A 25,320-nucleotide genomic window follows, 5' to 3' on the forward strand; every position below is an offset into this window, starting at 1 on the left:
GGCAAGGTCTGCTAGACTTGCCGTCGAGTTGTCCCGCGGCTATTGGTGGGACGGCTTAACTATCACTAGATGGGGATTTAACGGATGAAATTGAAAAACACCTTGGGCTTGGCCATTGGTTCGCTCGTAGCCGCCACCTCGATTGGCGCTATGGCACAAGGCCAAGGCGCCGTCGAAACCGAGATCTTCTATAAGAAGGAGTTCTTCGACAGCCAGCGCGACTACAAAAACGACGGCAACCTGTTCGGCGGTTCGATCGGTTACTTCCTGACCGACGACGTTGAACTGCGTCTGGGCTACGACGAAGTTCACAACGCTCGTGGCGACGACGGCAAGAACATCAAGGGCTCGAACACCGCTCTTGACGCCGTTTACCACTTCAACAACCCGTACGACGCCATCCGTCCGTACGTATCGGCTGGTTTCTCCCACCAGTCGATCGGCCAGAGCTTCCGTGGCGGTCGTGACCACTCCACCTTCGCCAACATCGGCGCTGGCGCCAAGTGGTACATCACCGACATGTTCTACGCCCGTGCCGGCGTTGAAGCCCAGTACAACATCGACAAAGGTGACACCGAGTGGGCACCAAGCGTTGGTGTTGGCCTGAACTTCGGCGGTAGCCCGAAGCAGACCGCAGCGCCTGCACCTGCTCCGGTTGCTGAAGTCTGCACCGACAGCGACAACGACGGCGTCTGCGACAACGTCGACAAGTGCCCAGACACCCCGGCCAACGTCACCGTTGACGCCGACGGCTGCCCGGCTGCCGCTGAAAACGTCCGCGTTGAGCTGGACGTGAAGTTCGACTTCGACAAGTCGGTCGTCAAGCCTAACAGCTACGGCGACATCAAGAACCTGGCCGACTTCATGAAGCAGTACCCACAAACCACCACCGTGGTTGAAGGTCACACTGACTCCGTAGGTCCAGACGCTTACAACCAGAAGCTGTCCGAGCGTCGCGCCAATGCTGTCAAGCAAGTTCTGACCCAGCAGTACGGCATCGAATCCAACCGTGTTGACTCGGTTGGCTACGGTGAGACCCGTCCGGTTGCCGACAACGCCACCGAAGCTGGTCGCGCTATCAACCGTCGCGTTGAAGCTCAAGTAGAAGCCCAAGCCAAGTAATTGGTCTGACGCTTCCTGAAAAACCCGGCTTCGGCCGGGTTTTTCTTTGCCTGCGATTCTTGATCCGCGCGGCGTTGCAAAGGCCTGTTGCGCAGGCGACCCGGTAGCTATAATTGCCGACTCACTCATCCCCGAGTTTTGCCCGCCCATGTATACCCTGGCCCGCCAGTTGCTGTTCAAGCTCTCCCCGGAATCCTCCCATGACCTGTCTCTGGACCTGATCGGTGCAGGGGGGCGTCTTGGCCTCAACGGTGTGCTGTGCAAGCGTCCGGCATCGCTGCCAGTGACCGTCATGGGCTTGAACTTCGCCAACCCGGTGGGGTTGGCAGCAGGGCTGGACAAGAACGGCACGGCTATCGATGGTTTTGCGCAGTTGGGCTTCGGCTTCGTCGAAATCGGTACCGTAACCCCGCGTCCTCAGCCAGGTAACCCAAAGCCGCGTTTGTTCCGTCTGCCCGAAGCCACGGCCATCATCAACCGCATGGGTTTCAACAACCTGGGGGTAGATCATCTGCTATCGCGGGTGCGCGCAGCGCGCTATGAGGGTGTTTTGGGTATCAACATAGGCAAGAACTTCGACACGCCAGTCGAGCGCGCCCAGGACGACTACCTGATCTGCCTGGAGAAGGTCTACTCACACGCCAGCTACATCACCGTCAACGTCAGCTCACCCAACACCCCAGGCCTGCGCACCCTGCAGTTCGGCGACTCACTCAAGCAACTGCTCGATGCATTGGCTGAGCGTCGTGAGCGACTGGCGGCCGAGCAGGGCAAGCGTGTGCCGTTGGCGATCAAGATTGCACCAGACATGAGCGATGAAGAAACCGCACTGGTGGCCGCTGCGCTGATCGAGTCGGGCATGGATGCGGTGATTGCCACCAACACCACGCTCAGCCGGGAAGGGGTGGAGGGGTTGCCGTTCGGGGGGGAGGCCGGAGGGTTGTCCGGTGCACCCGTGCTGGAAAAGAGCACACATATCGTCAAGGTGCTGGCTGGCGAATTGGGCGGCAAGTTGCCAATCATTGCTGCGGGTGGCATCACCGAGGGCCGTCATGCAGCGCAGAAAATAGCCGCTGGAGCCAGCTTGGTGCAGATCTATTCGGGCTTCATCTATAAAGGCCCTGCGCTGATTCGCGAGGCGGTCGATGCCATTGCGGCAATGCCCCGCTAAGCGCCTTTCCATGAAAGATGGGCCCCGTGAAGGGGCCCTTGGGCACTAGCCCGTCGTCCGAGTGGGACGTTCATGGTGAATCGAAATCAGTAACCTCGTTCAGCCAACGGCGTGATTTTCGTTGAGTCTGTGGATACCAGCAGTGCCGGTCATGCCGTCCCAGTTGTCGCCGCGACCCTCACGCCAGCCGTTGATCCAGGCCTGGCGAACCGAAGGCAGGCTGAAGGGGCAAAGTTCGCGGGATTTTCCGGTGACACCATACTGGTAGCCACGTGAATATGCTCTTTCCAACGGATCACGCTTAAGTCTTCTCATAGGGTGTTGCCCTCACTTGTTGACTGTAATGTCCCGTCGGCCTCTCTGAGGCCGGGCAGAGTCTTTCTGCCGGTTTGCGCTCGCTGCCGGCGTGGCGAGCTGGAAGTGTCACCCCGTTGCAAGGCGACCTGAGGTCAGTTCTAACCAATGCGAGTCACACTGTGAATGATCGATTTGTCATAAGGACGTAACCTTTCAGCCGATGAAAGGATAAGTAAGTAAATGCGACTCAACCTTGTTTCAGAAAACACCCGCATTGGTTGGGGTTTGCCAGGGGTTGAAATCATTTGGCCATTGGCGCCAGCGATCTGACGTAATATTCAGCAATGCGACGAAGGGTCACGCTTGGCCCGAGTCATACGAAATTTTTCATACTGCCCGACGATCAAATTTCTTCTCGCGTTTTGGCGGATGGGAACGAACGGGCGGCCCGGCGTCTCGTTATCGAGGCGCCACCTGGATATCTGATGAAAAGGTATTCGGGCAAACAGAGGCAATGACGATGCGTCGTCTTGCCAGCACACAGCCAGAGGCACTGCACTGCACATGTCGGACTCAATCGAACTCTATCTCACCTGTCCCAAAGGCCTGGAAGGCCTGCTAGCCGAAGAAGCCCGCGGGCTGGGCCTGGCCGAGGTGCGGGAGCACACCTCGGCGATCCGGGGCGCGGCCGATATGGAAACTGCTTATCGTCTCTGTCTTTGGTCGCGCCTGGCCAACCGGGTGCTCTTGGTGGTCAAGCGCTTCGCCATGAAGAACGCTGACGACCTGTACGATGGTGTCAATGCCGTTGACTGGCAGGAGCATCTGGCCGCCGACGGCACACTGGCCGTCGAGTTCAGCGGCCACGGCTCCGGCATCGACAACACCCACTTCGGCGCGCTCAAGGTCAAGGACGCCATCGTCGACAAACTGCGCAACCGCGACGGGCAGCGTCCGTCGGTGGACAAGATCGACCCGGATCTGCGGGTACACCTGCGCCTGGATCGCGGCGAGGCCATCCTTTCGATCGACCTTTCCGGCCACAGCCTGCACCAGCGTGGCTATCGCTTGCAGCAAGGCGCAGCGCCGCTCAAGGAGAACCTGGCGGCGGCCGTGCTGATCCGCGCCGGCTGGCCACGTATTGCCGCTGAGGGTGGTGCGCTGGCTGACCCCATGTGCGGTGTCGGTACCTTCCTGGTCGAGGCGGCGATGATCGCCGCCGACATCGCGCCGAACCTCAAGCGTGAGCGCTGGGGTTTCAGCGCCTGGCAGGGCCATGTACCGGCACTGTGGCGCAAAGTGCATGACGAGGCCCAGGCCCGCGCCGAGGCCGGGCTCGGCAAGCCACCGCTGTGGATTCGCGGCTATGAAGCCGATCCGCGGCTTATTCAGCCTGGGCGCAACAACGTCGAGCGAGCCGGTCTGGGCGACTGGGTAAAGATCTATCAGGGTGAGGTGGCCAGCTTCGAGCCTCGGCCGGATCAGAACCAGAAAGGCCTGGTGATCAGTAACCCGCCGTATGGCGAGCGCCTGGGCGACGAAGCGAGCCTGCTGTATCTCTATCAGAATCTGGGTGAGCGCCTGCGCCAGGCCTGCCTGGGCTGGGAGGCTGCCGTATTCACCGGCGCGCCTGAGCTGGGCAAGCGCATGGGTATTCGCAGCCACAAGCAATACGCGTTCTGGAACGGCGCGCTGCCGTGCAAGCTGCTGCTGTTCAGGGTCCAGCCCGACCAGTTCGTCACCTCCGAGCGCCGCCCGGCCGAACAATCGGGCGACGCCGCGCGCACCTCGCCAGCGCTGAGCTCCGAAACGGCGCGTCTGTCCGAAGGCGCGCAGATGTTCGCCAATCGCCTGCAGAAGAATCTCAGGCAACTGGGCAAGTGGGCCCGGCGCGAACAAGTCGACTGCTACCGTCTGTACGATGCCGACATGCCTGAGTACGCGCTGGCGGTCGACCTGTATCAAGACTGGGTGCATGTGCAGGAATATGCGGCGCCACGTTCGGTCGATCCGGAAAAAGCCCAGGGCCGTCTGCTCGACGCGTTGGCAGCGATTCCCCAGGCGTTGGGCATCGATCCGCAGCGGGTCGTACTCAAGCGCCGCGAGCGCCAGGGCGGGACCCGTCAGTACGAGCGCCAGGCGACGGAGGGGCGCTTCCAGGAGGTTAATGAGGGCGGCGTGAAGTTGCTGGTCAACCTCACCGACTACCTCGATACAGGCCTGTTTCTCGATCACCGGCCCATTCGTCTGCGCATTCAGCGTGAGGCAGCCGGCAAGCGCTTCCTCAACCTGTTTTGCTACACCGCGACCGCGACCGTGCATGCGGCCAAGGGCGGCGCGCGCAGCACCACCAGCGTCGACTTGTCGAAGACCTATCTGGATTGGGCGCGGCGCAACCTTTCGCTCAATGGCTTTTCCGAGCGCAACCGTCTGGAGCAGAGCGATGTCATGGCCTGGCTGGAAAGTGCGCAGGACAGCTACGACCTGATCTTCATCGACCCACCGACTTTCTCCAACTCCAAGCGTATGGAAGGGGTGTTCGACGTGCAGCGCGACCATGTGCGCCTGCTCGACCTGGCAATGGCACGGCTGGCGCCGGGCGGTGTGCTGTACTTCTCCAACAACTTCCGCAAGTTCCAGCTCGACGAGCACCTGCTGGAGCGTTATGCGGTGGAGGAAATCAGCACCCAGACCCTGGATCCGGACTTCGCTCGCAACAACCGCATCCACCGGGCCTGGCGTCTGCAGTTGCGCTGAAGCGCCACGGGGCGGGGTGCCGACCTGTTCGGCGCACCGCCCCGTCTGCGTTTCTTGCCTGACGTCGACCCTTCCCTAGGGCTGGCGGTACAGATCCAGCAGCACCTGGTCCAGTACCTGCGAGGCGCCCCACGGTTTAGGGTCGTTGAGGATGGCCGAGACGGCCCAGGTATGGCCATTGCTGTCGCGGCTGAAACCGGCGATGGCACGAACCGTATTCAGCGTACCGGTCTTGATGTGGCCTTCCCCGGTCATGGCGGTGCGTTTCAGGCGTTTACGCATGGTGCCATCCATACCCACCAGCGGCATGGAGCTGATGAATTCGGCGGCGTAGGGGCTTTTCCAGGCTGCTTGCAGCATCGCCGCCATCTCGCGGGTGCTGACCCGCTCGGCGCGCGACAAGCCGGAGCCATTTTCCATCACCAAATGCGGCGCCGTGATGCCTTTCTTGGCCAGCCATTGGCGCACCACGCGCTGCGCGGCGCGGGCGTCGTCACCGTCGGCATCGGTGCGGAACTGTGCGCCGAGGCTGAGGAACAACTGCTGGGCCATGGTGTTGTTGCTGTACTTGTTGATGTCACGGATCACTTCGACCAAGTCTGGCGAGAAGGCTCTGGCCAGCAGACGAGCACTCTTGGGGACATTTTCTATGCGATCGCGGCCCTGGATGCTGCCGCCCAGCTCGTTCCAGATGGCGCGCACCGCACCGGCGGCGTAGGCGGGGTGGTCGAGCAGGGCGAGGTAAGTCTGCGAGTTGCAGCCGTCGCCGAGTTGGCCGCTGACCGTGACACTGACGCCGTCTGGCTGCACCACGGGGTTGTAGCGCACATCGCCGGTGCACTGCTTGGACGCCACCGGCTTGACCTGATTGTCGATGCGGATGCTGGCGATCGGTGGCTCGACCGACACCACGACCTTGCCACCGTCGTTGCGTGCCACGAAGCGCAGGGCCTTGAGGTTGACCAGCAGCGAGTCGGGTTTGACCAGGAACGGCTTGTTCACATCGCCGCCGTCATCGTCGAAATGTGGCAGGTTGGGCTGGACGAAGTGGCTGCGGTCGAGTACCAGGTCGCCGGTGACGGTGCGCACGCCATTGGCACGCAGGTCGCGCATCAGCAGCCAGAGTTTTTCCATGTTCAGCTTGGGATCGCCGCCACCTTTCAGGTACAGGTTGCCGTTGAGCACGCCGTTGCTCAACGTGCCATCGGTATAGAACTCGGTCTTCCACTGGAAGGTGGGGCCGAGCAATTCCAGGGCTGCGTAGGTGGTCACCAGCTTCATGGTCGAGGCCGGATTCACCGAAACGTCGGCATTGAAGATGGTCGGGTTACCGGGGCCGTCGAGGGGGAGCATCACCAGCGACAAGGCGTTGTCCTGCAGCTTGTTGGCCTTGAGGGCCTGCTGCACCTTGGGCGGCAGGGTGGTGTTGACAGCGGCGGCCGAGACGGGAAGGGCGATGGGGAGCAGCAGGCCGGCCAGAAACAGTGGGCGAAGCGTCTTGATCATAGGTGACCCTGCGGACGAGGGAAAAGAAAACGGGGCTGTAAAAGATGATGGCCCCTTGACGAAATCAAGACGGCATTATGCCCCAAGCGTACAGTTTGTGGGCATGTTCAAGACAAAAGCGCCTTTGCGTGACGGAAACTGGTAAAGTGCCGCGCGTAATTACTCAAGAGGATTGTTTCAATGGCTACCAACCGTTCCCGTCGTCTGCGCAAGAAGCTGTGCGTGGATGAATTCCAGGAGCTGGGTTTCGAACTGAACCTGGATTTCAAGGAAGACCTGTCCGACGAAGCCATCGACGCTTTCCTCGACGCCTTCCTGGCAGAGGCCATGGATGCCAATGGTCTGGACTATGTCGGCGGCGATGATTTCGGTCTGGTCTGCCTGGCCAAGCGTGGCTCGGTCAGCGAAGAGCAGCGCGCCACCGTCGAATCCTGGCTCAAAGGTCGCAGCGAACTGACCAAAATCGAAGTCAGCCCGCTGCTGGACGCTTGGTATCCTGACAAGCCGATCAACTCGGCGTCCTGATCCCGCGTCCCTTCAAGGAGTCCTGATCGGCCGCTCACGCTGGCCGGACAGGGCTCTCTGCACCCGTCGCAGGTGGCGCGCCAACGCCTGGCGACGCAGTTTCAGCTGGGACAGCGACACGCCTTTCTCCTCCAGCGCCTCGCAACTGTTCATCAACGCCCTCGCGTCCAGCATGCGTGCGACGCCCAGTATCTTGTGCGCCTGATCGATGATGGCCTGCTGTTCGTGTTCCGCATCCAGGGACATCAGCAGTGTCAGGTCGTCTGCCAGGCTCATCTGCAGGGTGGTGAGCATTCGCACGCGATCTTCGCTGCGATGGCCAATCAGCTTGTCGAGTCCGATCAGGTCGAATGGCGTCCGGGCAGGACGTTCGCGCATGGGCTGCACGGTGCAAAGATGCCTGCTCAGTGTATGCAGGCTGATAGGCTTGAGTAGGCAGTCATCCATGCCAGCATCCAGACAACGCTGGCGCACCTCAGGCTGGGCATTGGCGGTGTAGCCCAGGATGGTGCAGGGCGACAGGCCCTGGCGGTGTTCTTCGCTGCGAACGGCCTCGGCCAGTTGGTAGCCATTCATGCGTGGCATGTTGCAGTCGAGTATCAGCACGTCGAAGTGACCCGTGCGCCACTTCTCCAGACCTTCCCGGCCGTCGCGGGCGCTTTCAGGTTGAAGTCCCAGGAAGGCCAACTGTTGGGCCATGAGCAGCAGGTTGGCGGGGTGGTCGTCGATCACCAGCACGCGTAGGTCCAGGTTCGGGTTATAGAGGCGCGGCTCCTGCTCGATGCTGACCGGAAACGGCTCGATACACTGCAAGGGCATCATCAGTCGTACCTGTGTGCCGACGCCCTGCAAGCTCTTGATCGCCAGATGCCCTCCCATCATGTCGCACAGCGTTCGGCAGATCGCCAGGCCCAGGCCAGTACCGGTACGGGCGTTTTCGCTTTGCGGGTTGATCTGGACGAAGGGGTTGAACAGCCGTCGTAGGTCATCGTCATGGATGCCGATGCCACTGTCGCGCACCTCGAGTTCGAGCCGGGGGCGTTCACCACTTTGCACCGAGGCTTTGATCCGTACATGGCCTTCATGGGTGAATTTGATGGCGTTGCTCACCAGATTGGACAGGATCTGCTTGAAACGCAGCGGGTCGAGCAAGGCGTGGCAGCGAGCGGACGGTTCGATGCACACTTCCAGCATCAAACCTTTTTCCCGCGCCTGTCCTTCGAACACGCGCCTGACCGACTCGATCAGCGCTGCCAGCTCCACGGGTTCCGGCGCGAGGGACACATGGCCGGACTCTATACGGACGATATCGAGGATGTCGCCGATCAAACCAAGCAGATCCTTGGCTGAGTGGTAGGCGACTTCGATCGAGGATTTGTCCAGTTGGCCATGATCGGCGCGTTTGACCGCCAGTTCCAACATGCCAATCACAGCGTTCATCGGCGTGCGTATTTCGTGGCTGATGGTGGCCAGGAACGTGCTCTTGGCTCGGTTGGCATCGTCGGCCTGCTGCTTGGCCAGGCGCAGGTCCTGGATCAGTTCGCGGCGCTCGCTGATGTCGATCCAGCCGCCAATGATGCCTTGGACCTCACCGAGCGAGTCGCGATAGGGCAGGATCCAGTGATAGATGGTCAGCTCGCGATCCTTCAGGCGCAGGGGACGGTCGATGATCAGCGGCGTGCCTGCCGCCATCACCTGCAGGTAATCGGCGTGAATCTGTCGGGTGTAGTCGCAGTTGCTGAACAGGCTTTCCTGCAGGCGCTTGCCCATGACCTCTTCGGCGCTGGCATCCACCGCTTCCAGGTAGCTGTCGTTGCAGCTTTGCAGACGTCCTTCGCGGTCGCGTACATACATCGGGTGGGGCGTGCCGTTGAGTAGTGCGCGCATGAATTCGAGCTGATCGTTCAAGGCCCGTTCGGCCTGGCGGCGTTGTCCGATCTGGTGTCTCAGGTAGGCATTCCATGCCAGTGCCATGAGTAGCAGGATGCCGATGCCGAGCACCACTTGGATCACCAGTCGTTGATACTCGCGCCACTGGCCGCCGTCGTGCAGGGCGTAGCCGCGCCAGCGGCTGTTGATGACGCCGAGCTCTTCCGGAGTGATGCTCAGCAGCGCCTTGTCCAGAATAGAGGCCAGAACGGCCTGCTCCTTGGCGCTGGCCATGGAAAATGAAGCCGGTTCGCTACCGAAGCTGGCACGGATCACCAGATTGCTGTTGGCGGCAATGGCATGGTTGGCATCGAGCAGGGTGGTAATGGTCGCATCCACCGCCCCGCTGCTCAGCAGGGCCAGTGAGTAGAAGGTACTCTCGGTTTCGATGCGGCGTATCTGCGCGTGACGCGCGGCCAGAATGGCAGCCGCCGGGGTATGGCGAGTCACTGCCACACGGCGGCCCTTCAACTGCTCGAGCGAGGCGAAGGGCCTACCGCTGCGAGTGACGATGACGTACGGACTTTCCAAGTAAGCGCGGCTGGGCTTGAGCCCCGTGCCGTCGGCGCCGCCGAGGGTGATGGCGGCGATCAGGTCGGCGTTGCCTGCCTGGACCTGTTCGATCATTTCACCAATGCCGCTGGCGCGCTGGATCTTGAACTTCAGCCCCGTGCGCAGACGAATCAGCTCAAGTAGATCGGCGGTGATACCGCGAAAATGACCGTTGCTGTCGAAGAACGACAGTGGCGCAGAGGTATCGGTCACCACGACTCTCATGCTGGGGTGCTCTGCCAGCCAGTGTTCTTCACGCGGGGTCAGTTGCAGTCGTCGGTCGGTCAGCAGCAGGTCGCTGCCTGCGCTCCAGCGCTTGAAAATCGAACTGGTTACGCTAGCAGGTTGGGTGTCCAGGGTGACGTTGATCAGACTCATCAGCACGTTGTCTTCGCGCCGCAGGGCGAAGCTGAAGCCGGTGGCTTCATGCTTGCCGAAATTCGCCATGCGCAGACTCGGCAGATGGCCGCGGTTGAGCTGGAAGTGGGTCGAGATGGTGTCGCCGAGAAACACGTCAGCTTGACCGAACGCTACGGCGTTGAGCGCTTCGGTGGTGGAGGCGAACGTCTGCAGCCTGGCCTGTGGGTAGAGTGCGCGCACTTCCTTCAAAGGTAGATAGTGGTAAAGCATGCTCAGCCGCAGGCCCGCCAGCCCCGTGTCCAGCGGGCGCGTGTCGTCTTCTCGGGTCACCAGCACGGGTTGGTCGACTGCGTAGGGGCGTGACAGCGCGATGTCGGCGACTGCGGCCTCATAGCCATTGGCGCTGCCGAGCATGTCGATTCGCCCGGACTTCAAGGCCTGTACGGCCTCCTGGCGGCTGGTAAAGCGCAGCACCTGCACCGATACGCCCAGAGCGCGTCCGATCAGGGAAGCATACTCGGCGGTAATGCCCTGATATTCGCTGTTGCTGGCCACGTCGAAGGGCGGGTTGTCCGGCGCAGAGGTTCCCAGAAGCAAATGCTTGCGGCCCCGCAGCCATTGGCGCTGCGCCGGGGAAAACGGCGGTTTGACGGCTTCGGCGCTCGAACGCGCGAGCAGGTTCAAAGGCTTGGGGGCGCTTGGCTGCGCATGGGCTTGAACCCCCAGGCCCATCAGGATCAGCAGTAGACAGGTGAAGTACCTTGGCATGACGTGCCTCACCTCACACCAACGCGTTGCGCTTGGCCGCTTCTATCAACTCGACCAGTGTTGAAACCTGCAGTTTCTGCATCAGACGTTTCTTGTAGGTGCTGACCGTTTTGTTGCTGAGAAACATGCCTTTGGCGATGTCCTTGTTGCTACGCCCCATGGCAAACAGCTGAAGGACCATCAACTCTCTGTCGTTGATCTGTCGGAACATTTCCAATTCCTGAGCGGATGACTCAGTTCCGTTTTTTATTGCCTGACTGGGGAAGTAGTTGTATCCGCAGAGCACGGCCTTGACGGCACTGAGCAGCTCGCTCAGATCTTCCTGTTTGCACACGAAGCCAGCGGCGCCTGAATGCATGCAACGGATGGCGAACAAGGCTGGCGATTGTGCGGTGAGCACTAGCACTTTAGGTGGAAGTCCGATGGCCTGGAAACGCGACAGTACCTCCAAACCGTCGAGACGGGGGATGCTGATGTCCAGGATAACCAGGTCCGGCAGGGTTTCACGGATCATCTGCATGGCATCGACGCCATTGTCGGATTCGCCGATGACCGTGTAATCCTGGTTTTCCAGCAACAGGCGTACGGCCAGACGAATGACAGGGTGGTCATCAACGATGAAGATCGTGCTCATATCAACTTCCCGGGCGATGAGTGGCAAAGGCGAGCGAGACCTTATCGCAGTTGACAGACATCGGGCGTATGAGCGTGCAGCACAGTGTAACTATGGGAAAAAACCTACAGCGATGTACTACAGTTGTTTCGAATATTTACAACTCACGGGTAGAAAATCGGTAGGCAGCCTCCATCCGTCACTATTTGTTTGTAGTCGTTTAGACGGAAGATGCTTGTGTAGGAACTTGCCTTCAACAGGCGCGAGGCCTTCACCTCGCGCCTATCGAGATCAGTGGGGGATGGACCGTCCGGTCATTTCGCCAGCCATTTCACTGGCGTAGCTGTCGGTCATGCCGGCGATGAAGTCGATCATCCGCAAGAACGCATTGTGCAGCGAGCCGTGCGGATCCGGTGCGTGATTACCGATCAGGTCCAGTACGCGTCGGCTCTTGAACGATGGCGTACGACCGCCGTGTTGTTCCAGTGCGGCGCCGCAGAAGGCGTTCAGCAGGATTTCCAGCGTGGTGTAGGCACCGATCTCGTGAAGGGTCTTGCGCTTGTCCTGGAAAATTTTCTTGCGGGCGATTTCCTTGGCCTGGAGCACGCAGTGTTTGGCCGGACCATGCATGTGCTCGACCAGATCGCCACTGAGCACGCCGGCGAGCAGGGCCGGTTGCTGTTCGACGAATGCCTGGGCTGCGGCATTGGTCAGATGTTCGATGGCCTTGCCGCGCAGGATAGCCAGCTTGCGCCGTCGTGAATCGTCGGGTCCCAACTGGCGATAAGTGTCCGGTAGGTCGTCACCCACCAGGTCCAGCAGCAGCGCCTCGACTTCCGCGTATTGCAGCAGCTCCATCTCCACGCCGTCTTCCAGATCGATCAGGGCATAGCAGATGTCGTCCGCCGCCTCCATCAGATACACCAAGGGATGACGCGCCCAGCGCTGCTCTTCCAGTTGCGGCAGGCCGAGTTTCTGGGTGATCTGCTGCAGGAGCGGCAGTTCGCTCTGGTAGCAACCGAACTTGTGTTTCTTGTACCCGAGTGCATCGGCGTGTCGAGCGCTCCAGGGGTACTTGAGGTAGGTGCCTAGGGTGGCATAGGTAAGCCGGGTGCCGCCGTCGAACTGATGGTATTCCAGTTGCGTGAGTACGCGAAAACCTTGGGCGTTGCCTTCGAAATTGAGAAAGTCGGCGCGCTGATCGTCGTTCATGTCATCCAGCCAGCCGCGCCCGGCAGCTTGCTGGAACCAGTGGCGGATCGCATCTTCACCGGAGTGGCCGAAGGGCGGATTGCCAATGTCGTGGGCCAGGCAGGCCGACTGCACGATCATGCCCAGGTCGCTGGGATCGCACCATTCGGGCAATGCCTCGCGCAGGGTCTGGCCGACCCGCATCGCGAGCGAGCGGCCGACGCAACTGACTTCCAGTGAGTGGGTCAGGCGGGTATGGATATGGTCGTTGCTGGACACCGGATGAACCTGAGTCTTGCGGCCCAGGCGGCGGAAGGCGCCGGAGAAGATGATGCGGTCGTGATCTTTGTGAAACGGGCTACGCCCGAGTTCCTCGGGGCTGTACAGGGCCTTGCCGAGGCGTTCGCGGTTGAGCAGGGTGTGCCAGTCCAAGGCGTGATCTCCGTCAGGGGGTGGCCATAGCTTCCCGATTAGCAGGCGCCCGCGCAAGCGTCGGGCGCCGGGCTTCAGCCGCGACGACCGTTCTTCAGGTACAGGCGCACCAGCGGCGCCAGGCTGCCGCCCAGACGCAGCAGGCGTGCCAGCGTGCCGTTGCGCACGCCTTTACCGGTCAGAAAGCCCATCGCGACGACGGCGCCAATGCCCCAGAGCGGCGCGTGCTTGATGCCGAGTCCGTCCTGAACCGAAGCGCCCATGCCACGCAGGCGTCGGACCGGTTCGAGCAGTTGCCCGGATTCGTGGCGAATTTCCTGGCGATGCATTTCCATGCGCAGACGCAGCAAGGCCTTGCGCAGTTCGCGCGGGTTACGGCTGGTGGGCAGTTCAGGCAGGCTCATGGCAACAGGCGCTCCCGGTCCTTGGCAAGTTCTTCGAGGGTGCTGTGGAACGGTGAAGACTCATCGAATACTGCCGCTTTCAGACGCACGCCACAGAACACTGCGGCAAGGCCGTAGAACACGCAGAGGCCGATGATACCGGCCAGCCGATAGCTGTCCCACAGCAGCACGAGCAACAGCCCCGAGAGTGCGGTCAGCAACAGCAGTGCGAACACCAGTGCCAGGCCCGCGAACAGCAGCAGACGCAGTGTACGACCCTTTTGCTCCTGCAACTCGATGCCGAACAGTTCGATATGACTATGCAGCAGGCCCAGTATGGCCGCGCCGAGGCGTCTGCCGGTGGCGCCGGTGCCGATGGCGTCGTTGTCCATGCGTCCTCCTCAGCGGCGGCTGGCAAGCAGGCCGATCAGCAGGCCGACACCCGCTGCGATGCCGATGGCCTGCCAAGGATTTTCCTGCACGTATTCTTCGGCAGTCCCCAGAGCGGCCTGGCCGCGCTCGCGCACCGATTCCTGGGTTTCCTGCAAGCTGTCACGGGCCTGCTGCAGGCGCTCGTGAATCTGGCCGCGCAGTTCGTCAGCCTGATCGCCGGCCAGGTTGGCGGTGTCGGCGAGCAGCTTCTCGGTGTCGCGCACCAGCGCTTGGAAGTCAGCCATCAAGATGTCTTGTGCAGTCTTTGCCGATTTGCTGGCCATGGGCCTCTCCCTGTTGAAGTCTGTGGGTCTTTCGAGTGATGAGTGTGGCCGAAGGTTCAGCCGCTGTCGTCGCTGCGCCCCTTTGCGCGCAGCGCCAATGGGTTGGCACCCGCACAGGCGAGGACTGCTGGGCAGATGCAGCGCGCGACCAACGGGCCTAGAATAGCTTTCTTTTCACCACGCCCGGGAACTGGACCATGCTGCCTGAATGCCAATTGCTCGGCACCTTGGGGTGCCATCTGTGCGAAGTGGCCGAAGCGGTGCTCATGCCGTTCGTCGAGCACGGGCTGCTGGTGGAGTTGGTGGACATCGCCGATGACCCAGCGCTGTTCGAGCAATACGGGCTGGTCATTCCGCTGTTGCGGCGTTGTGACAACGGTGCCGAATTGCTCTGGCCGTTCGAAGCTGAGCAGGTCGTCGCGTTTCTACGCTGACCGCCTTTGTGGTCGCCCGCGAGTGCCGTCCATCGGAGAATGCGAGGGCGGCCTTGGGTGAATTGACGGGACGGTGCAGGGTTCGTATGCTGTATAAAGATACAGTATCCGGGATAAGGTCATGCATAACGTCGAGCAACTGAAGTACAGCGTCAATCGCATGTCTCCCGACACCGTCTGCGATGCCGTGCTCGAACTGCGCATGGAAGGCGTGGTCACCGACGATCGCACGCCGTTCGGCAAGGTGCATTTCAACACCTGTTTCGCCGAAATCGAGGCGCTTTTTCAGCGCGCTGGTTTCCACCGGCCGTTGGATGTGGTGGGCTACGAAGGCATGGTTTATGCCCTCTACGACGCCGGGCGCTGGGAAGCCGTGCAGGTGTTGCGTTGGCTCAAGTCGCGTTGCGAACTGGCCCACGAAGCTGGTTGATCATGTGGCCATTGGCGATAATGCCTGCCCCCTGACTGCCGAGCACGCCATGTCCACCCCGTTCGACCCTGCACGTCAGCAAGCCAGCACGGTTTGCCTTCCTCCTGGGCATTGGTCCACCGTGCTCGACTGTCTCTGCGATCACTTCAAGGCGATCGCCCGCGAGCAGTGGCTCGATCGCTTCGCCCGTGGCCGTGTACTCGATGCCAACGGTCAGCCTGTCGCTGCCGATCTGCCTTACCGCCGTGGCTTGCGCCTGCATTACTTTCGTGAAGTGCCTAACGAGCGCCCCATCCCGTTTCAGGAAACCCTCCTGCATTGCGACGAGCATCTGGTGGTGGCCGACAAGCCGCATTTCCTGCCAGTCACCCCCACCGGCGAGTATGTCGAACAGACCTTGCTGCGTCGCCTGATCCGCCGTCTGGACAATCCGCACTTGGTGCCCTTGCACCGTATCGATCGACACACGGCAGGGCTGGTGCTGTTTTCGGCCAACCCGCAATCGCGCACCGCGTATCAGCAGTTGTTCCCACAGCGCCGCATCGAGAAGCGCTATCAGGCCATCGCCGCCCCTCTGCCGCAGCGCAGCTTTCCCCTAGTGCATCGCAGCCGTCTCGAGCATGGTCAGCCGTTTTTTCGCATGCAGGAAGTGCCGGGTGTGGCGAATAGCGAGACCCTGGCCGAGGTGTTGAAGCGTGACGCAGAGCGTTGGCTGTATGGCTTATCGCCGGTCACCGGCAAGACCCACCAACTACGGGTGCATATGGCCGCGTTGGGAGCGGCGATCTGCAACGATCCGTTCTATCCCGATCTGCAGCCGGACGCCGACGACTACCAGAAACCCTTGCAGTTGCTGGCCCACAGCCTTCGCTTCGAAGACCCGCTGACCGGAGAGACGCGCGAGTTCGAGAGTCGCCTGACCCTGGCCTGGTGATCAGCCGTGGGCCAGGGCGACCAGTTCGCCCTGGCCCACGGCTGGTTCAGCGGTTGAAGCGCTCCACCAGCGAGTACTGGGTACCTGCCGTGCTGGTCAATTCCTCGCTGAGCGACGCCGAATGCTGGGCCTGTTCGGCGGTCTGGTCGGCCAGGTCGGCGATGGTGCTGATGTTGCGACTGATTTCCTCGGCCACCGCCGATTGCTCTTCCGTGGCCGCCGCGATCTGGGTCGCCATATCGGTGATATTGGCCACCGCCTCGCTGATGCCCACCAGCGCCTGATCGGCCTGCAGCACGCGTTCGACCCCTTCTTCGGCCTGGCGATGGCCGGTCTCCATGGTCTGCACCGCATTGCTGGCGGTTTGTTGCAGCTTGGCGATCAAGCCATGGATCTGCCCGGTGGATTCGGCGGTACGCTGCGCCAACTGACGGACCTCGTCAGCAACCACGGCGAAGCCGCGACCCATTTCTCCTGCCCGCGCCGCTTCGATGGCCGCGTTGAGTGCCAGCAGGTTGGTCTGGTCGGCGATACCTTTGATCACGTCCACCACGCCGCCGATTTCGTCACTGTCCTTGGCCAGTTGGGTAACGGTCTGACCCGTTTCGCCGACGGCTACCGACAGGCGCTGGATGGCGTCGCGGGTTTCTCCGGCGATCTGCCGACCTTCGCTGGTCAGGCGGTTGGCTTGCTGTGTGGCGTCGGCCGCACGTTGCACGTGGGTCGCCACTTCCTGGGTGGTGGCCGCCATCTGGTTGACGGCAGCCGCGACCTGCTCGGTCTCTACCCGCTGTCGCTCCAGGCCCGACGAGCTCTTGTGCGCCAGTTCATCGGACTGTCGGGCCTGCTCGCTGAGGTGCTCAGCGCTGTCCTGAAGGCGGGTCAGGCACGTCTTCAGGCGCGATTCCTGACTGAGCATGGCCATTTCCAAACGTGCCTGAACGCCGCGGCTATCGGTATACATTTGGGCGATCAGCGGATCGGAGGTGGTCTGCTCGGCCAGGCGCAACAGGCGCTTGAGGCCTCGTTGCTGCCAGCTCAGTCCGAGCAGGCCCAATGGCACGGAAACCGCCGCAGCCAGTGCGAAGCCCCAGGAATGGCCGAACCAGTTGCCGATCAGGAAGCCGATCTGGCTGATGAGGATGAATGGCACCCAGTCCTGCAGCACCGGCAGCCATTTGTCGCGGCGCGGTATTGCCGTCTTGCCTTGGTTGATGCGCTGATACAGCGCCTCGGCCCTGCGGATCTGTTCGGCACTGGGCTTGACCCGCACCGACTCGAAACCGACCACCTGGTCGTTGTCGAAGATCGGCGTAACGTAGGCATTGACCCAATAATGGTCGCCGGACTTGCAGCGGTTCTTGACGATCCCCATCCAGGGCTGCCCTTGCTTGAGGGTCTGCCACATATGAGCGAAGACCGCTGCCGGCACATCCGGGTGGCGCACCAGATTGTGCGGCGCGCCCATCAATTCCTCGCGCGAAAAACCACTGATCTCGATGAAGGCATCGTTACAGTAGGTAATCACGCCCTTGGCGTTGGTGGTGGAAATCAACCGCTGCTGAGCAGGGAAAGTCCGTTCTCTCTGTGTAATCGGCTGGTTGTTGCGCATGGGTTGCTCGATCCGCGTGGCTTTCCCCAAGTATCGGCACGTCAGGGAATTTATTGAGCCGATATTTGTCCCGCTTGATCCAGAGCAAAGAGTCAGCGTTCGCTATCGGTTACGGAAGGCGGATTTTGGCGGGAATTAGCGGCATGATTACATTTTTTAGGCGGTTTTGTGACGGATTGGTCACAGGTGTCATTGGCTGACTTTGTAGGATGATCTGTGCAGAAGCGGCGTTTGTAACCGGCCGCCTCTGCACAGTGCGTTCACCCGATCTGACTCAACCTGCGATCAGTTGACGCAGCACGTAGTGCAGGATGCCGCCGGACTTGAAGTATTCCACTTCGTTGAGGGTGTCGATGCGGCATAGCACTTCGATGTCCCGCTGCTGGCCGTCCTCCGCGGTGATGCGCAGGGGCAGGCTCATGCCGGGGCGAATTTGCGTACCCTCCAGGCCCAGCACATCAATCCGCTCCTTGCCGGTCAGGCCCAGGCGCTTGCGATCCTCGCCGGCCTTGAATTGCAACGGCAGTACGCCCATGCCTACCAGGTTGGAGCGGTGGATGCGCTCGAAGCTCTCGGCCAGCACGGCCTTGACCCCCAGCAGATTGGTGCCCTTGGCCGCCCAGTCACGGCTAGACCCCGTGCCGTACTCCTGACCGGCGATCACCACCAGAGGTGTGCCTTCCTGCTGATAGCGCATGGCCGCATCGTAGATCGACAGTTTCTCGCCGCTGGGCACGAACAGGGTGTTGCCGCCTTCTTCGCCGCCGAGCATCTCGTTGCGGATACGGATGTTGGCGAACGTACCGCGCATCATCACTTCGTGGTTACCCCGGCGAGAGCCGTAGGAGTTGAAGTCGCGTGGTTCGACACCTTTGCTACGCAGGTAGCGACCGGCGGGGCTGTCGGTCTTGATGTTGCCAGCGGGTGAGATGTGGTCGGTGGTCACCGAATCGCCAAGCAACGCCAGGATTCTAGCGCCGCGGATGTCGGTAATTTCCGGCAGAGGTCCGGCGATGTCCTCGAAGAAGGGTGGATGCTGAATGTAGGTGGAATCGTTCTGCCATACGTAGGTCGCAGCCTGTGGCACTTCGATGGCCTGCCACTGGGCATCGCCGGCGAAGACCTCGGCGTATTCCTTGTGGAACATCGCGGTATCCACCTTGGCCACTGCGTCGGCAATTTCCCGTTGGCTCGGCCAGATGTCCTGCAGGTATACCGGTTGGCCATCCTTGCCCGTGCCCAGTGCATCGCGGGTCAGATCGATGCGCACGCTGCCGGCCAGGGCATAGGCCACTACCAATGGGGGCGAGGCCAGCCAGTTGGTCTTGACCAGTGGATGCACGCGGCCCTCGAAGTTGCGGTTGCCCGAGAGCACCGAGGCGACGGTGAGGTCGGCGCGGGTGATGGCTTTTTCGATGGCCTCGTCCAGTGGCCCGGAGTTGCCGATGCAGGTGGTGCAGCCATAGCCCACCAGGTCGAATCCTAGTTCGTCCAAGTACTGCGTCAGGCCTGCGGCCTGGAAGTAGTCGGTCACCACCTTCGACCCTGGAGCCAGTGAGCTCTTGACCCAAGGTTTGCGGACCAGGCCTTTCTCAACGGCTTTCTTGGCCACCAGTCCGGCAGCCATCATCACGCTGGGGTTGGACGTGTTGGTGCAAGAGGTGATGGCGGCGATCACCACCGCGCCGTCACGCAGCGTGTGGGTTTGGCCGTCGTGCGTGTAGGCGATCTCGCCGGCCTGGTCGGCATTGCCGACCGCCACGCCGCCGCCGCCCTCGCTTTCCAGCCGACCGACCTCTTTGGCCGGCGGCTTGGGCTGCAATTCGACGAAGCCGTCGAACGCCTGGCTGACATCGGACAGCGCCACCCGGTCCTGAGGCCGCTTGGGTCCCGCCAGGCTGGCTTGAACCTCATGCATGTCCAGCGCCAGGCTGTCGCTGAACAACGGCTCTTGACCCGGATTTCGCCACAGGCCCTGGGCCTTGCAGTAGGCCTCGACGAGTTCGACCGTCTCATCCGGACGGCCAGACAAGCGCAGGTAGTCGAGGGTCACCTCATCGACCGGGAAGAAACCACAGGTGGCCCCGTATTCGGGTGCCATGTTGGCCAAGGTGGCGCGGTCGGCCAAAGGCAGCTCGGCCAGGCCGTCGCCGTAGAACTCGACGAACTTGCCCACCACGCCTTTCTTGCGCAGCATCTGCGTGACGGTCAGCACCAGGTCGGTGGCGGTGATGCCTTCGCGCAGCTTGCCGGTCAGCTTGAAACCGATGACCTCTGGAATCAGCATCGACACCGGTTGACCGAGCATGGCGGCCTCGGCTTCGATGCCGCCGACGCCCCAGCCGAGTACGCCCAGGCCGTTGATCATGGTGGTGTGCGAGTCGGTGCCGACCAAGGTGTCGGGGAAGGCGTAGGTGCGGCCGTCTTCTTCCCGGGTCCAGACGGTGCGACCCAGGTACTCCAGGTTCACCTGGTGGCAGATGCCGGTGCCCGGCGGCACCACGCGGAAATTGTCGAAGGCGCTCTGGCCCCAGCGCAGGAACGCGTAGCGCTCGCCATTGCGCTGCATCTCGATGTCGACGTTCTCGGCAAAGGCGGCCTGGCTGGCATAGTGATCGACCATCACCGAATGGTCGATCACCAGATCCACCGGCGACAGCGGGTTGATCCGCTGCGGGTCGCCGCCGGCCTTGGCCATGGCGGCGCGCATGGCCGCCAGGTCGACCACGGCGGGCACGCCGGTGAAGTCCTGCATCAGCACCCGCGCCGGGCGGTACTGGATCTCTCGGTTGGAACGGCGATCCTTGAGCCAGTCGGCCAGGGCATGCAGGTCCTCGCCGCTGACGGTCTTGCCGTCCTCCCAGCGCAGCAGGTTCTCCAGCAGCACCTTGAGCGACATGGGCAGTTGATCGAGGTCGCCCAACTGGCGGGCGGCTTCTGGGAGGCTGAAATAGTGGTAGGCACGTTGGCCCACCTGGAGGGTCTTGAGGGTGTTCAGGCTATCGAGCGAGGGCATTGCCAACTCCTTCTGCGCCGGTGCCCGGCACTCGTCGATGCCGGTGTCACCGCTCTGTGTCGGCCCGCACGGCACGGGCCTGGCTGATCGATCAGGGTAGACCGCTTTGGCGGTACTGACCCTGTTCTGGACCTGCGGGGCGTGTCGCAGGTTCCGAACTTCCTTTATCATTCGCCGCCCTGGCGCTGTCTGCGCCAGTGATGTGGAGTGAGAGATGACTACCCTGTTCATGCATTGCCGCCCCGGCTTCGAGGGCGAAGTCTGCGCCGAAATCAGCGAGCATGCCGCACACCTGGGCGTCGCCGGCTACGCCAAGGGCAAGCCGCACAGCGCCAGCGCCGAATTCGTCTGCCTGGATGAGGGCGGCGCCGAACGGCTGATGCGTGAGCGCCGCTTCGATCGGCTGATTTTTCCGCGTCAGTGGGCGCGTGGCGACTACCTCGATCTGCCGGAAACCGACCGCATCAGCGTATTGCTGGCGCACCTGGCACAACTGCCGGTGTGCGGCAGCCTGTGGCTGGAGGTGCTCGACAGCAACGATGGCAAAGAATTGTCGACCTTCTGCCGCAAGTTCGAAGGGCCACTGCGCAAAGCGCTGGAGAAGGCGGGCCGTTTGATTGACGATCCCACCGCGCCGCGTCTGCTGCTGACGTTCATCAGCGGTCGGCGGGTATTCGTCGGCGTGGCTGAAGCCGACAACTCGGCGCTTTGGCCCATGGGCATCCCGCGCCTGAAGTTCCCGCGCGAGGCGCCGAGCCGCTCGACGCTCAAGCTCGAAGAAGCCTGGCATCAGTTCATCCCGCGCGAGCAGTGGGAGCAGCGCCTGAACGACGACATGACCGGGGTCGATCTCGGCGCTTCGCCAGGCGGCTGGACCTACCAGCTGGTCAAGCGCGGCATGCTGGTCACCGCCATCGACAACGGCCCCATGGCCGAGAGCCTGATGGACACGGGTCTGGTGCAGCACCTGATGGCCGACGGCTTCACCTGGAAGCCCCGGCAGACCGTGGACTGGATGGTCTGCGACATCGTCGAGAAGCCGGCGCGTACCGCCTCGCTGATCGAAACCTGGCTGGGCGAGGGCCTGTGCCGCGAAGCGGTGGTCAACCTCAAGCTGCCGATGAAGCAGCGGTACGCCGAGGTGCACAAGCTGCTCGAACGTATGGAGGCGGCGTTCAAGGCGCGCAAGATCAAGGTGTCGATCACCTGCAAGCAGCTCTACCACGACCGCGAGGAAGTGACTTGCCATCTGCGCAGGCTCGACCTGAAGCCGCGCTGAGCCCGTCCGGCGCGATATCCACCCCATTTGCGGAGCCCAGCATGACCGACCTGACCCCAGACGCGACCCTCGATGCCACCGGCCTCAACTGCCCCGAACCGGTGATGATGTTGCACCAGCACGTGCGCAACCTGAACGCCGGCGGCTTGCTGAAGGTCATCGCCACCGATCCCTCGACCCGGCGTGACATCCCCAAGTTCTGCACCTTCCTCGGCCATGAACTGGTGCAGCAGCACGAAGAGGCCGGCACCTACCTGTACTGGATCCGCAAGAAAGCCGACTGACCCAGGCTGGATCGCCCGGCGTGCAGCGCCTACACTGCGCTCCCCCACAGGAGAGCGCCCATGCTGATCGTTGCCGACGAAAATATCCCGCTGCTCGATGCCTTCTTCGCCGGGTTCGGTGAAATCCGCCGCTACCCAGGGCGGGCCATCGACGCGGCCTGCGTCAAGGACGCCGATGTGTTGCTGGTGCGCTCGGTGACCCGCGTCGATCGACAACTGCTCGAGGGCAGTCGGGTGCGCTTCGTCGGCACCTGCACCATCGGCACCGATCACCTGGACCTGGAGCACTTCGCCCAGGCCGGTATCCAGTGGAGCAGCGCCCCAGGCTGCAATGCCCGGGGCGTGGTGGACTATGTGCTGGGCAGCCTGTTGACGCTGGCCGAACTCGACGGCGTGGCGCTCGGCGAACGGGTCTACGGTGTGGTCGGCGCCGGCGAAGTCGGTGGCCGCCTGGTGCGGGTACTGCGGGGGCTGGGCTGGCAGGTGCTGGTGTGCGATCCGCTGCGCGCGGCGTGCGAGGAGGGCGAGTTCGTCAGCCTGGAGACCGTGCTGGAGCGCTGCGATGCCATCAGCCTGCATACGCCGCTGCAACGCGACGGCGAGCACCCCACTTGGCATCTGCTCGACGCCTCCGCGCTTGCCCGCCTGCGCCCTGGCGCCTGGCTGCTCAACGCCAGCCGTGGCCCGGTGGTGGACAACGCCGCCCTGTGTGCGCTGCTGCTCGAGCGTGACGACGTGCACGCGGTGCTCGACGTCTGGGAGGGCGAGCCCCAGGTCGACCTGGCGCTGGCCGACCTGTGCACCCTGGCCACCCCGCACATCGCCGGCTATAGCCTGGACGGCAAACAGCGCGGCACAGCGCAGGTCTATCAAGCCTTCTGCCGGGCTCAGGGCCTGCCTGAAACGGTGCGTCTGGCCAGCCTGCTGCCGCCGCAGCCGCTGGTGAGCGTGGAGCTCGATGCCAGTGCCGATCCGACCTGGGCCTTGGCGACCCTGTGCCGGGCGGTTTATGACCCGCGCCGCGACGATGCGGACTTCCGACGCAGCCTGAGCGATGACGCAGAGGCCCAACGCGCGGCCTTCGACCTGCTGCGCAAGCACTACCCGGCGCGTCGCGAGATCGAAGGGCTGCGGGTGCGGGTGCCGGAAGGGGCGCCGCGGCTGGCGCAACTGGTCAATGCGCTGGGGGCGGCACTGGTCTGACGGCAGCGTTCAACCCTGCATCACCTGGGCAAAGGCCTGGCGAAAACGCTGCATGTCGCTTTCGCTGCCCACGCTGACCCGCATCCAGTTCGGCCAGCTTTGCCACACGCGCCCGACCAGCACCCCGTGCTCGGCCAGGCGCTCTATCACCGGCTGCGCGGCTGTGCGCAGGTCGATCATGAAGCAATTGGTCTGGCTCGCGGTGCAGCGCCAGCCGCGCTCGGCGAGCCAGGCCAGCGTGGTGTCGCGCAGGCGCGCGTTGGCGGCCTTGCGGCTGGGCACCAACTGCGCATCGTTCAAGCTGGCGAGTCCGCCCAGCAAGGTCGGTGCAGCGGCCACATTCTCGCCGTCGTACACCTCCAGGCGTTGCAGCAATGGCGCTTGGCCGATCGCCAGGCCCAGGCGCGCCCCGGCCATGCCGTAGAGCTTGGAAAAGGTCTGCAAGACCAGCAACTGCGGGTAGTCGCGCACCAGGTCGATGCAGCTCGGTGCGTCGCTGAAGTGGATATAGGCTTCGTCGACCACCACGGTGGTGTTCGCCGCCGAGCGGGCCAGCAGCCGCTCGATGGACCGGCGCGGTGTGAGCGTGCCCGTGGGGTTGTTGGGGTTGCACAGGTAGATCATGCCGGGCGCCGGGTCGGCGGCGAGCATGGCATCGACGTCATGCGCGTGGTCCGCGTCCAACGCCACTGCGTGCACCGCCGTGCCGCGTGCTCGGGCAGCTTCCACGGGGGCCTCGTACGAAGGGTCGGCCAGCACCAGGCTGCCGCGCTGGGTGAAGGCCATCACCGCATGTTGCAGGGCCAGCTTGGAGCCGCAGAACACCTGGACCTGATCGGCTTGCAGGCCGTGCTGCGAGGCGAACAGGTCGACCAATCGATACTGGGCCTTGTAGGGATAGCGCCCACAAGCGCCGATGCCCTCGGCCATCGCCTGGCGCGCCGCTGCGCTCGGACCCCAGGGGCTTTCGTTGTAATTGAGTGGCACCTGCCCGGAATCGACCGGTGCCGCCTGCGTCATGCGCAGGGCACCCAGGGCGGGTAGAGCCAGGCCGAGGCCGACCAGGGAACGACGTGACAGCTCGAACATGCTTCGACTTCCTTGTGCTGATGGGCTACCTGGGAAGACGAAGCGCGAGCCGGCAAATGAATGGTGGCAATTAGACGCTGATGGGCGCGCGCTCATCGGACGGTAGCAGCACCTGGCAGGTATCGAGCCATTGCGCGAAGCATTCGAATGTCGCCACGGCGCAGGCCACGCTATCGGCAACGGCGGCAGGCGACGTTGGTGCCTGCTCCAGCCGTTGCAGGAAGCTACGCCAACGGCTGGCGGTGGCGCTGCCATACACATCGAGAAAACCGCCGCCGCTGTCGGCATCGATACCCAGGCGTTGAGCCATGGCGCGCTTGAGTACCTGACCGCCCAAGGTCGAGCCTTCCAGTACGTACATCACCCCCAGCGCATGGGCGTGGTCAGTGATGATGGGCAGGTCGCGGCACAGCGGCAGGGCGTCGATCTGTGCCACTGTCAGGCCGAGCGCCTGCAGATCGCGGCGCAGCGTGGGCGCCTTGTGTCGCTCGTCGTCCTGGTAATCCGACAGTCGCGCCTCCAGCGGCGCATGAAAGCCATGGTAGGCGGCAACCAAGCGGCGATAGGCGTGCAGATCGAAGGCGTCGCTGAAAAATGGCAGGCGTGTTTCCAGCGTCTTGTGACACGCATGGGTGCCCTGACGCAGGGCGAGCAGCAAGGGGCTGGAGGGCGGGCGCGGGGTGTCTGGCATTGAATCGACTCGGATGGATATTGCCT

22 protein-coding genes are annotated in these 25,320 nt (G+C 62.6%); 10 read left to right on the forward strand and 12 right to left on the reverse strand.

Features of this window, described 5'->3' with window-relative positions; genetic code table 11:
* Positions 1–84: 84 nt before the first annotated feature.
* Both Q7C30_RS01220 and Q7C30_RS01225 read left to right on the forward strand, forming a co-directional pair.
* Positions 85–1,122, forward strand: coding sequence for an OmpA family protein (locus Q7C30_RS01220; RefSeq protein WP_039576502.1), 1,038 nt, complete (start codon positions 85–87; stop codon positions 1,120–1,122).
* Positions 1,123–1,270: 148 nt separating this feature from the next.
* Positions 1,271–2,293 (forward strand): quinone-dependent dihydroorotate dehydrogenase, encoded by a 1,023-nt coding sequence (locus Q7C30_RS01225; RefSeq protein WP_116887895.1) that lies wholly within the window; start codon positions 1,271–1,273, stop codon positions 2,291–2,293.
* Between the two features lie 99 nt (positions 2,294–2,392).
* Here Q7C30_RS01225 and Q7C30_RS01230 read toward each other — a convergent pair whose 3' ends face one another.
* Positions 2,393–2,608 (reverse strand): ribosome modulation factor, encoded by a 216-nt coding sequence (locus Q7C30_RS01230; protein ID WP_080754714.1) that lies wholly within the window; start codon positions 2,606–2,608, stop codon positions 2,393–2,395.
* Positions 2,609–3,154: 546 nt separating this feature from the next.
* On the opposite strand from Q7C30_RS01230, the gene rlmKL reads away from it, so the two are divergent.
* The gene (gene rlmKL, locus Q7C30_RS01235) at positions 3,155–5,347 is read left to right on the forward strand and encodes a bifunctional 23S rRNA (guanine(2069)-N(7))-methyltransferase RlmK/23S rRNA (guanine(2445)-N(2))-methyltransferase RlmL (RefSeq protein ID WP_317870351.1); all 2,193 of its coding nucleotides are present in this window, start codon (positions 3,155–3,157) and stop codon (positions 5,345–5,347) included.
* A gap of 75 nt (positions 5,348–5,422) precedes the next feature.
* Here rlmKL and dacB read toward each other — a convergent pair whose 3' ends face one another.
* Positions 5,423–6,853: a D-alanyl-D-alanine carboxypeptidase/D-alanyl-D-alanine-endopeptidase gene (gene dacB / locus Q7C30_RS01240; protein ID WP_037028091.1), complete on the reverse strand. Its 1,431-nt coding sequence runs from the start codon at positions 6,851–6,853 to the stop codon at positions 5,423–5,425.
* Between the two features lie 180 nt (positions 6,854–7,033).
* Between dacB and Q7C30_RS01245 the strand changes: the two genes are divergently transcribed.
* A complete protein-coding gene (locus Q7C30_RS01245; protein WP_029613883.1) occupies positions 7,034–7,378 on the forward strand; it encodes a YggL family protein in 345 nt (114 codons plus the stop codon).
* A gap of 12 nt (positions 7,379–7,390) precedes the next feature.
* Here Q7C30_RS01245 and Q7C30_RS01250 read toward each other — a convergent pair whose 3' ends face one another.
* From Q7C30_RS01250 to Q7C30_RS01275, 6 genes are all read right to left on the reverse strand, one after another.
* Positions 7,391–10,987 (reverse strand): transporter substrate-binding domain-containing protein, encoded by a 3,597-nt coding sequence (locus Q7C30_RS01250; protein ID WP_317870352.1) that lies wholly within the window; start codon positions 10,985–10,987, stop codon positions 7,391–7,393.
* Positions 10,988–11,000: 13 nt separating this feature from the next.
* Positions 11,001–11,621 (reverse strand): response regulator transcription factor, encoded by a 621-nt coding sequence (locus Q7C30_RS01255; RefSeq protein ID WP_039576511.1) that lies wholly within the window; start codon positions 11,619–11,621, stop codon positions 11,001–11,003.
* 270 nt (positions 11,622–11,891) lie between these two features.
* Positions 11,892–13,223, reverse strand: coding sequence for a deoxyguanosinetriphosphate triphosphohydrolase (locus tag Q7C30_RS01260; protein ID WP_029613885.1), 1,332 nt, complete (start codon positions 13,221–13,223; stop codon positions 11,892–11,894).
* Between the two features lie 74 nt (positions 13,224–13,297).
* Positions 13,298–13,627 carry a hypothetical protein gene (locus tag Q7C30_RS01265; RefSeq protein ID WP_029613886.1) on the reverse strand — a complete coding sequence of 110 codons (330 nt, stop codon included), beginning with the start codon at positions 13,625–13,627 and terminating at the stop codon, positions 13,298–13,300.
* Entirely contained in the window at positions 13,624–13,998 is a 375-nt protein-coding gene (locus Q7C30_RS01270; protein WP_029613887.1) for a phage holin family protein, read from the reverse strand. The genes Q7C30_RS01265 and Q7C30_RS01270 overlap by 4 nt, the downstream gene beginning before the upstream one ends.
* A 9-nt stretch (positions 13,999–14,007) precedes the next feature.
* A complete protein-coding gene (locus tag Q7C30_RS01275) occupies positions 14,008–14,322 on the reverse strand; it encodes a YqjD family protein (RefSeq protein WP_029613888.1) in 315 nt (104 codons plus the stop codon).
* Between the two features lie 197 nt (positions 14,323–14,519).
* Between Q7C30_RS01275 and Q7C30_RS01280 the strand changes: the two genes are divergently transcribed.
* From Q7C30_RS01280 to Q7C30_RS01290, 3 genes are all read left to right on the forward strand, one after another.
* Positions 14,520–14,756 carry a glutaredoxin family protein gene (locus Q7C30_RS01280; protein ID WP_295483922.1) on the forward strand — a complete coding sequence of 79 codons (237 nt, stop codon included), beginning with the start codon at positions 14,520–14,522 and terminating at the stop codon, positions 14,754–14,756.
* A gap of 121 nt (positions 14,757–14,877) precedes the next feature.
* Entirely contained in the window at positions 14,878–15,186 is a 309-nt protein-coding gene (locus tag Q7C30_RS01285) for a hypothetical protein (RefSeq protein ID WP_029613890.1), read from the forward strand.
* A 49-nt stretch (positions 15,187–15,235) separates the two neighbouring features.
* Positions 15,236–16,120 (forward strand): pseudouridine synthase, encoded by an 885-nt coding sequence (locus Q7C30_RS01290; protein WP_317870354.1) that lies wholly within the window; start codon positions 15,236–15,238, stop codon positions 16,118–16,120.
* Positions 16,121–16,166: 46 nt separating this feature from the next.
* Here Q7C30_RS01290 and Q7C30_RS01295 read toward each other — a convergent pair whose 3' ends face one another.
* Together Q7C30_RS01295 and acnA are read right to left on the reverse strand one after the other, a co-directional pair.
* Complete coding sequence (locus tag Q7C30_RS01295) at positions 16,167–17,732, reverse strand: PAS domain-containing methyl-accepting chemotaxis protein (protein ID WP_295488080.1); 1,566 nt, start codon at positions 17,730–17,732, stop codon at positions 16,167–16,169.
* 274 nt (positions 17,733–18,006) lie between these two features.
* Entirely contained in the window at positions 18,007–20,748 is a 2,742-nt protein-coding gene (acnA, locus tag Q7C30_RS01300; protein ID WP_317870356.1) for an aconitate hydratase AcnA, read from the reverse strand.
* 214 nt (positions 20,749–20,962) lie between these two features.
* Here acnA and rlmM point away from each other — a divergent pair, with 214 nt between their 5' ends.
* Genes rlmM through pdxB form a run of 3 tightly spaced genes read left to right on the forward strand, consistent with a single transcriptional unit; the run spans position 20,963 to position 23,514 of the window.
* Positions 20,963–22,027: a 23S rRNA (cytidine(2498)-2'-O)-methyltransferase RlmM gene (gene rlmM, locus Q7C30_RS01305; protein ID WP_317870357.1), complete on the forward strand. Its 1,065-nt coding sequence runs from the start codon at positions 20,963–20,965 to the stop codon at positions 22,025–22,027.
* Between the two features lie 41 nt (positions 22,028–22,068).
* Positions 22,069–22,311, forward strand: a complete 243-nt coding sequence (gene tusA, locus Q7C30_RS01310) for a sulfurtransferase TusA (protein WP_029613893.1) — start codon at positions 22,069–22,071, stop codon at positions 22,309–22,311.
* 60 nt (positions 22,312–22,371) lie between these two features.
* Positions 22,372–23,514: a 4-phosphoerythronate dehydrogenase PdxB gene (gene pdxB / locus Q7C30_RS01315; RefSeq protein WP_317870359.1), complete on the forward strand. Its 1,143-nt coding sequence runs from the start codon at positions 22,372–22,374 to the stop codon at positions 23,512–23,514.
* A 9-nt stretch (positions 23,515–23,523) separates the two neighbouring features.
* Here the strand turns inward: pdxB and Q7C30_RS01320 are convergent, their stop codons facing one another.
* Positions 23,524–24,603, reverse strand: a complete 1,080-nt coding sequence (locus Q7C30_RS01320) for a pyridoxal phosphate-dependent aminotransferase (RefSeq protein ID WP_317870360.1) — start codon at positions 24,601–24,603, stop codon at positions 23,524–23,526.
* 70 nt (positions 24,604–24,673) lie between these two features.
* Entirely contained in the window at positions 24,674–25,294 is a 621-nt protein-coding gene (locus Q7C30_RS01325; protein ID WP_317870361.1) for a biliverdin-producing heme oxygenase, read from the reverse strand.
* Positions 25,295–25,320 lie beyond the last annotated feature (26 nt).

Origin of the sequence: Pseudomonas sp. RAC1, from assembly GCF_030658255.1 — a bacterium.
GTDB lineage: Bacteria > Pseudomonadota > Gammaproteobacteria > Pseudomonadales > Pseudomonadaceae > Aquipseudomonas > Aquipseudomonas boreofloridensis.

What these genes read in the sequence shown, in the direction of transcription:
- Q7C30_RS01290 (WP_317870354.1), top strand. Translation starts at nt 15,236, where the DNA reads ATGTCCACCCCGTTCGACCCTGCACGTCAGCAAGCCAGCACGGTTTGC.
- rlmKL (WP_317870351.1), top strand. Translation starts at nt 3,155, where the DNA reads ATGTCGGACTCAATCGAACTCTATCTCACCTGTCCCAAAGGCCTGGAA.
- Q7C30_RS01230 (WP_080754714.1), bottom strand. Translation starts at nt 2,608, where the DNA reads ATGAGAAGACTTAAGCGTGATCCGTTGGAAAGAGCATATTCACGTGGC.
- Q7C30_RS01265 (WP_029613886.1), bottom strand. Translation starts at nt 13,627, where the DNA reads ATGAGCCTGCCTGAACTGCCCACCAGCCGTAACCCGCGCGAACTGCGC.
- Q7C30_RS01225 (WP_116887895.1), top strand. Translation starts at nt 1,271, where the DNA reads ATGTATACCCTGGCCCGCCAGTTGCTGTTCAAGCTCTCCCCGGAATCC.
- acnA (WP_317870356.1), bottom strand. Translation starts at nt 20,748, where the DNA reads ATGCCCTCGCTCGATAGCCTGAACACCCTCAAGACCCTCCAGGTGGGC.
- rlmM (WP_317870357.1), top strand. Translation starts at nt 20,963, where the DNA reads ATGACTACCCTGTTCATGCATTGCCGCCCCGGCTTCGAGGGCGAAGTC.
- Q7C30_RS01280 (WP_295483922.1), top strand. Translation starts at nt 14,520, where the DNA reads ATGCTGCCTGAATGCCAATTGCTCGGCACCTTGGGGTGCCATCTGTGC.
- Q7C30_RS01220 (WP_039576502.1), top strand. Translation starts at nt 85, where the DNA reads ATGAAATTGAAAAACACCTTGGGCTTGGCCATTGGTTCGCTCGTAGCC.
- tusA (WP_029613893.1), top strand. Translation starts at nt 22,069, where the DNA reads ATGACCGACCTGACCCCAGACGCGACCCTCGATGCCACCGGCCTCAAC.
- Q7C30_RS01295 (WP_295488080.1), bottom strand. Translation starts at nt 17,732, where the DNA reads ATGCGCAACAACCAGCCGATTACACAGAGAGAACGGACTTTCCCTGCT.
- Q7C30_RS01270 (WP_029613887.1), bottom strand. Translation starts at nt 13,998, where the DNA reads ATGGACAACGACGCCATCGGCACCGGCGCCACCGGCAGACGCCTCGGC.
- Q7C30_RS01275 (WP_029613888.1), bottom strand. Translation starts at nt 14,322, where the DNA reads ATGGCCAGCAAATCGGCAAAGACTGCACAAGACATCTTGATGGCTGAC.
- pdxB (WP_317870359.1), top strand. Translation starts at nt 22,372, where the DNA reads ATGCTGATCGTTGCCGACGAAAATATCCCGCTGCTCGATGCCTTCTTC.
- Q7C30_RS01255 (WP_039576511.1), bottom strand. Translation starts at nt 11,621, where the DNA reads ATGAGCACGATCTTCATCGTTGATGACCACCCTGTCATTCGTCTGGCC.
- Q7C30_RS01250 (WP_317870352.1), bottom strand. Translation starts at nt 10,987, where the DNA reads ATGCCAAGGTACTTCACCTGTCTACTGCTGATCCTGATGGGCCTGGGG.
- Q7C30_RS01285 (WP_029613890.1), top strand. Translation starts at nt 14,878, where the DNA reads ATGCATAACGTCGAGCAACTGAAGTACAGCGTCAATCGCATGTCTCCC.
- Q7C30_RS01325 (WP_317870361.1), bottom strand. Translation starts at nt 25,294, where the DNA reads ATGCCAGACACCCCGCGCCCGCCCTCCAGCCCCTTGCTGCTCGCCCTG.
- Q7C30_RS01320 (WP_317870360.1), bottom strand. Translation starts at nt 24,603, where the DNA reads ATGTTCGAGCTGTCACGTCGTTCCCTGGTCGGCCTCGGCCTGGCTCTA.
- dacB (WP_037028091.1), bottom strand. Translation starts at nt 6,853, where the DNA reads ATGATCAAGACGCTTCGCCCACTGTTTCTGGCCGGCCTGCTGCTCCCC.
- Q7C30_RS01245 (WP_029613883.1), top strand. Translation starts at nt 7,034, where the DNA reads ATGGCTACCAACCGTTCCCGTCGTCTGCGCAAGAAGCTGTGCGTGGAT.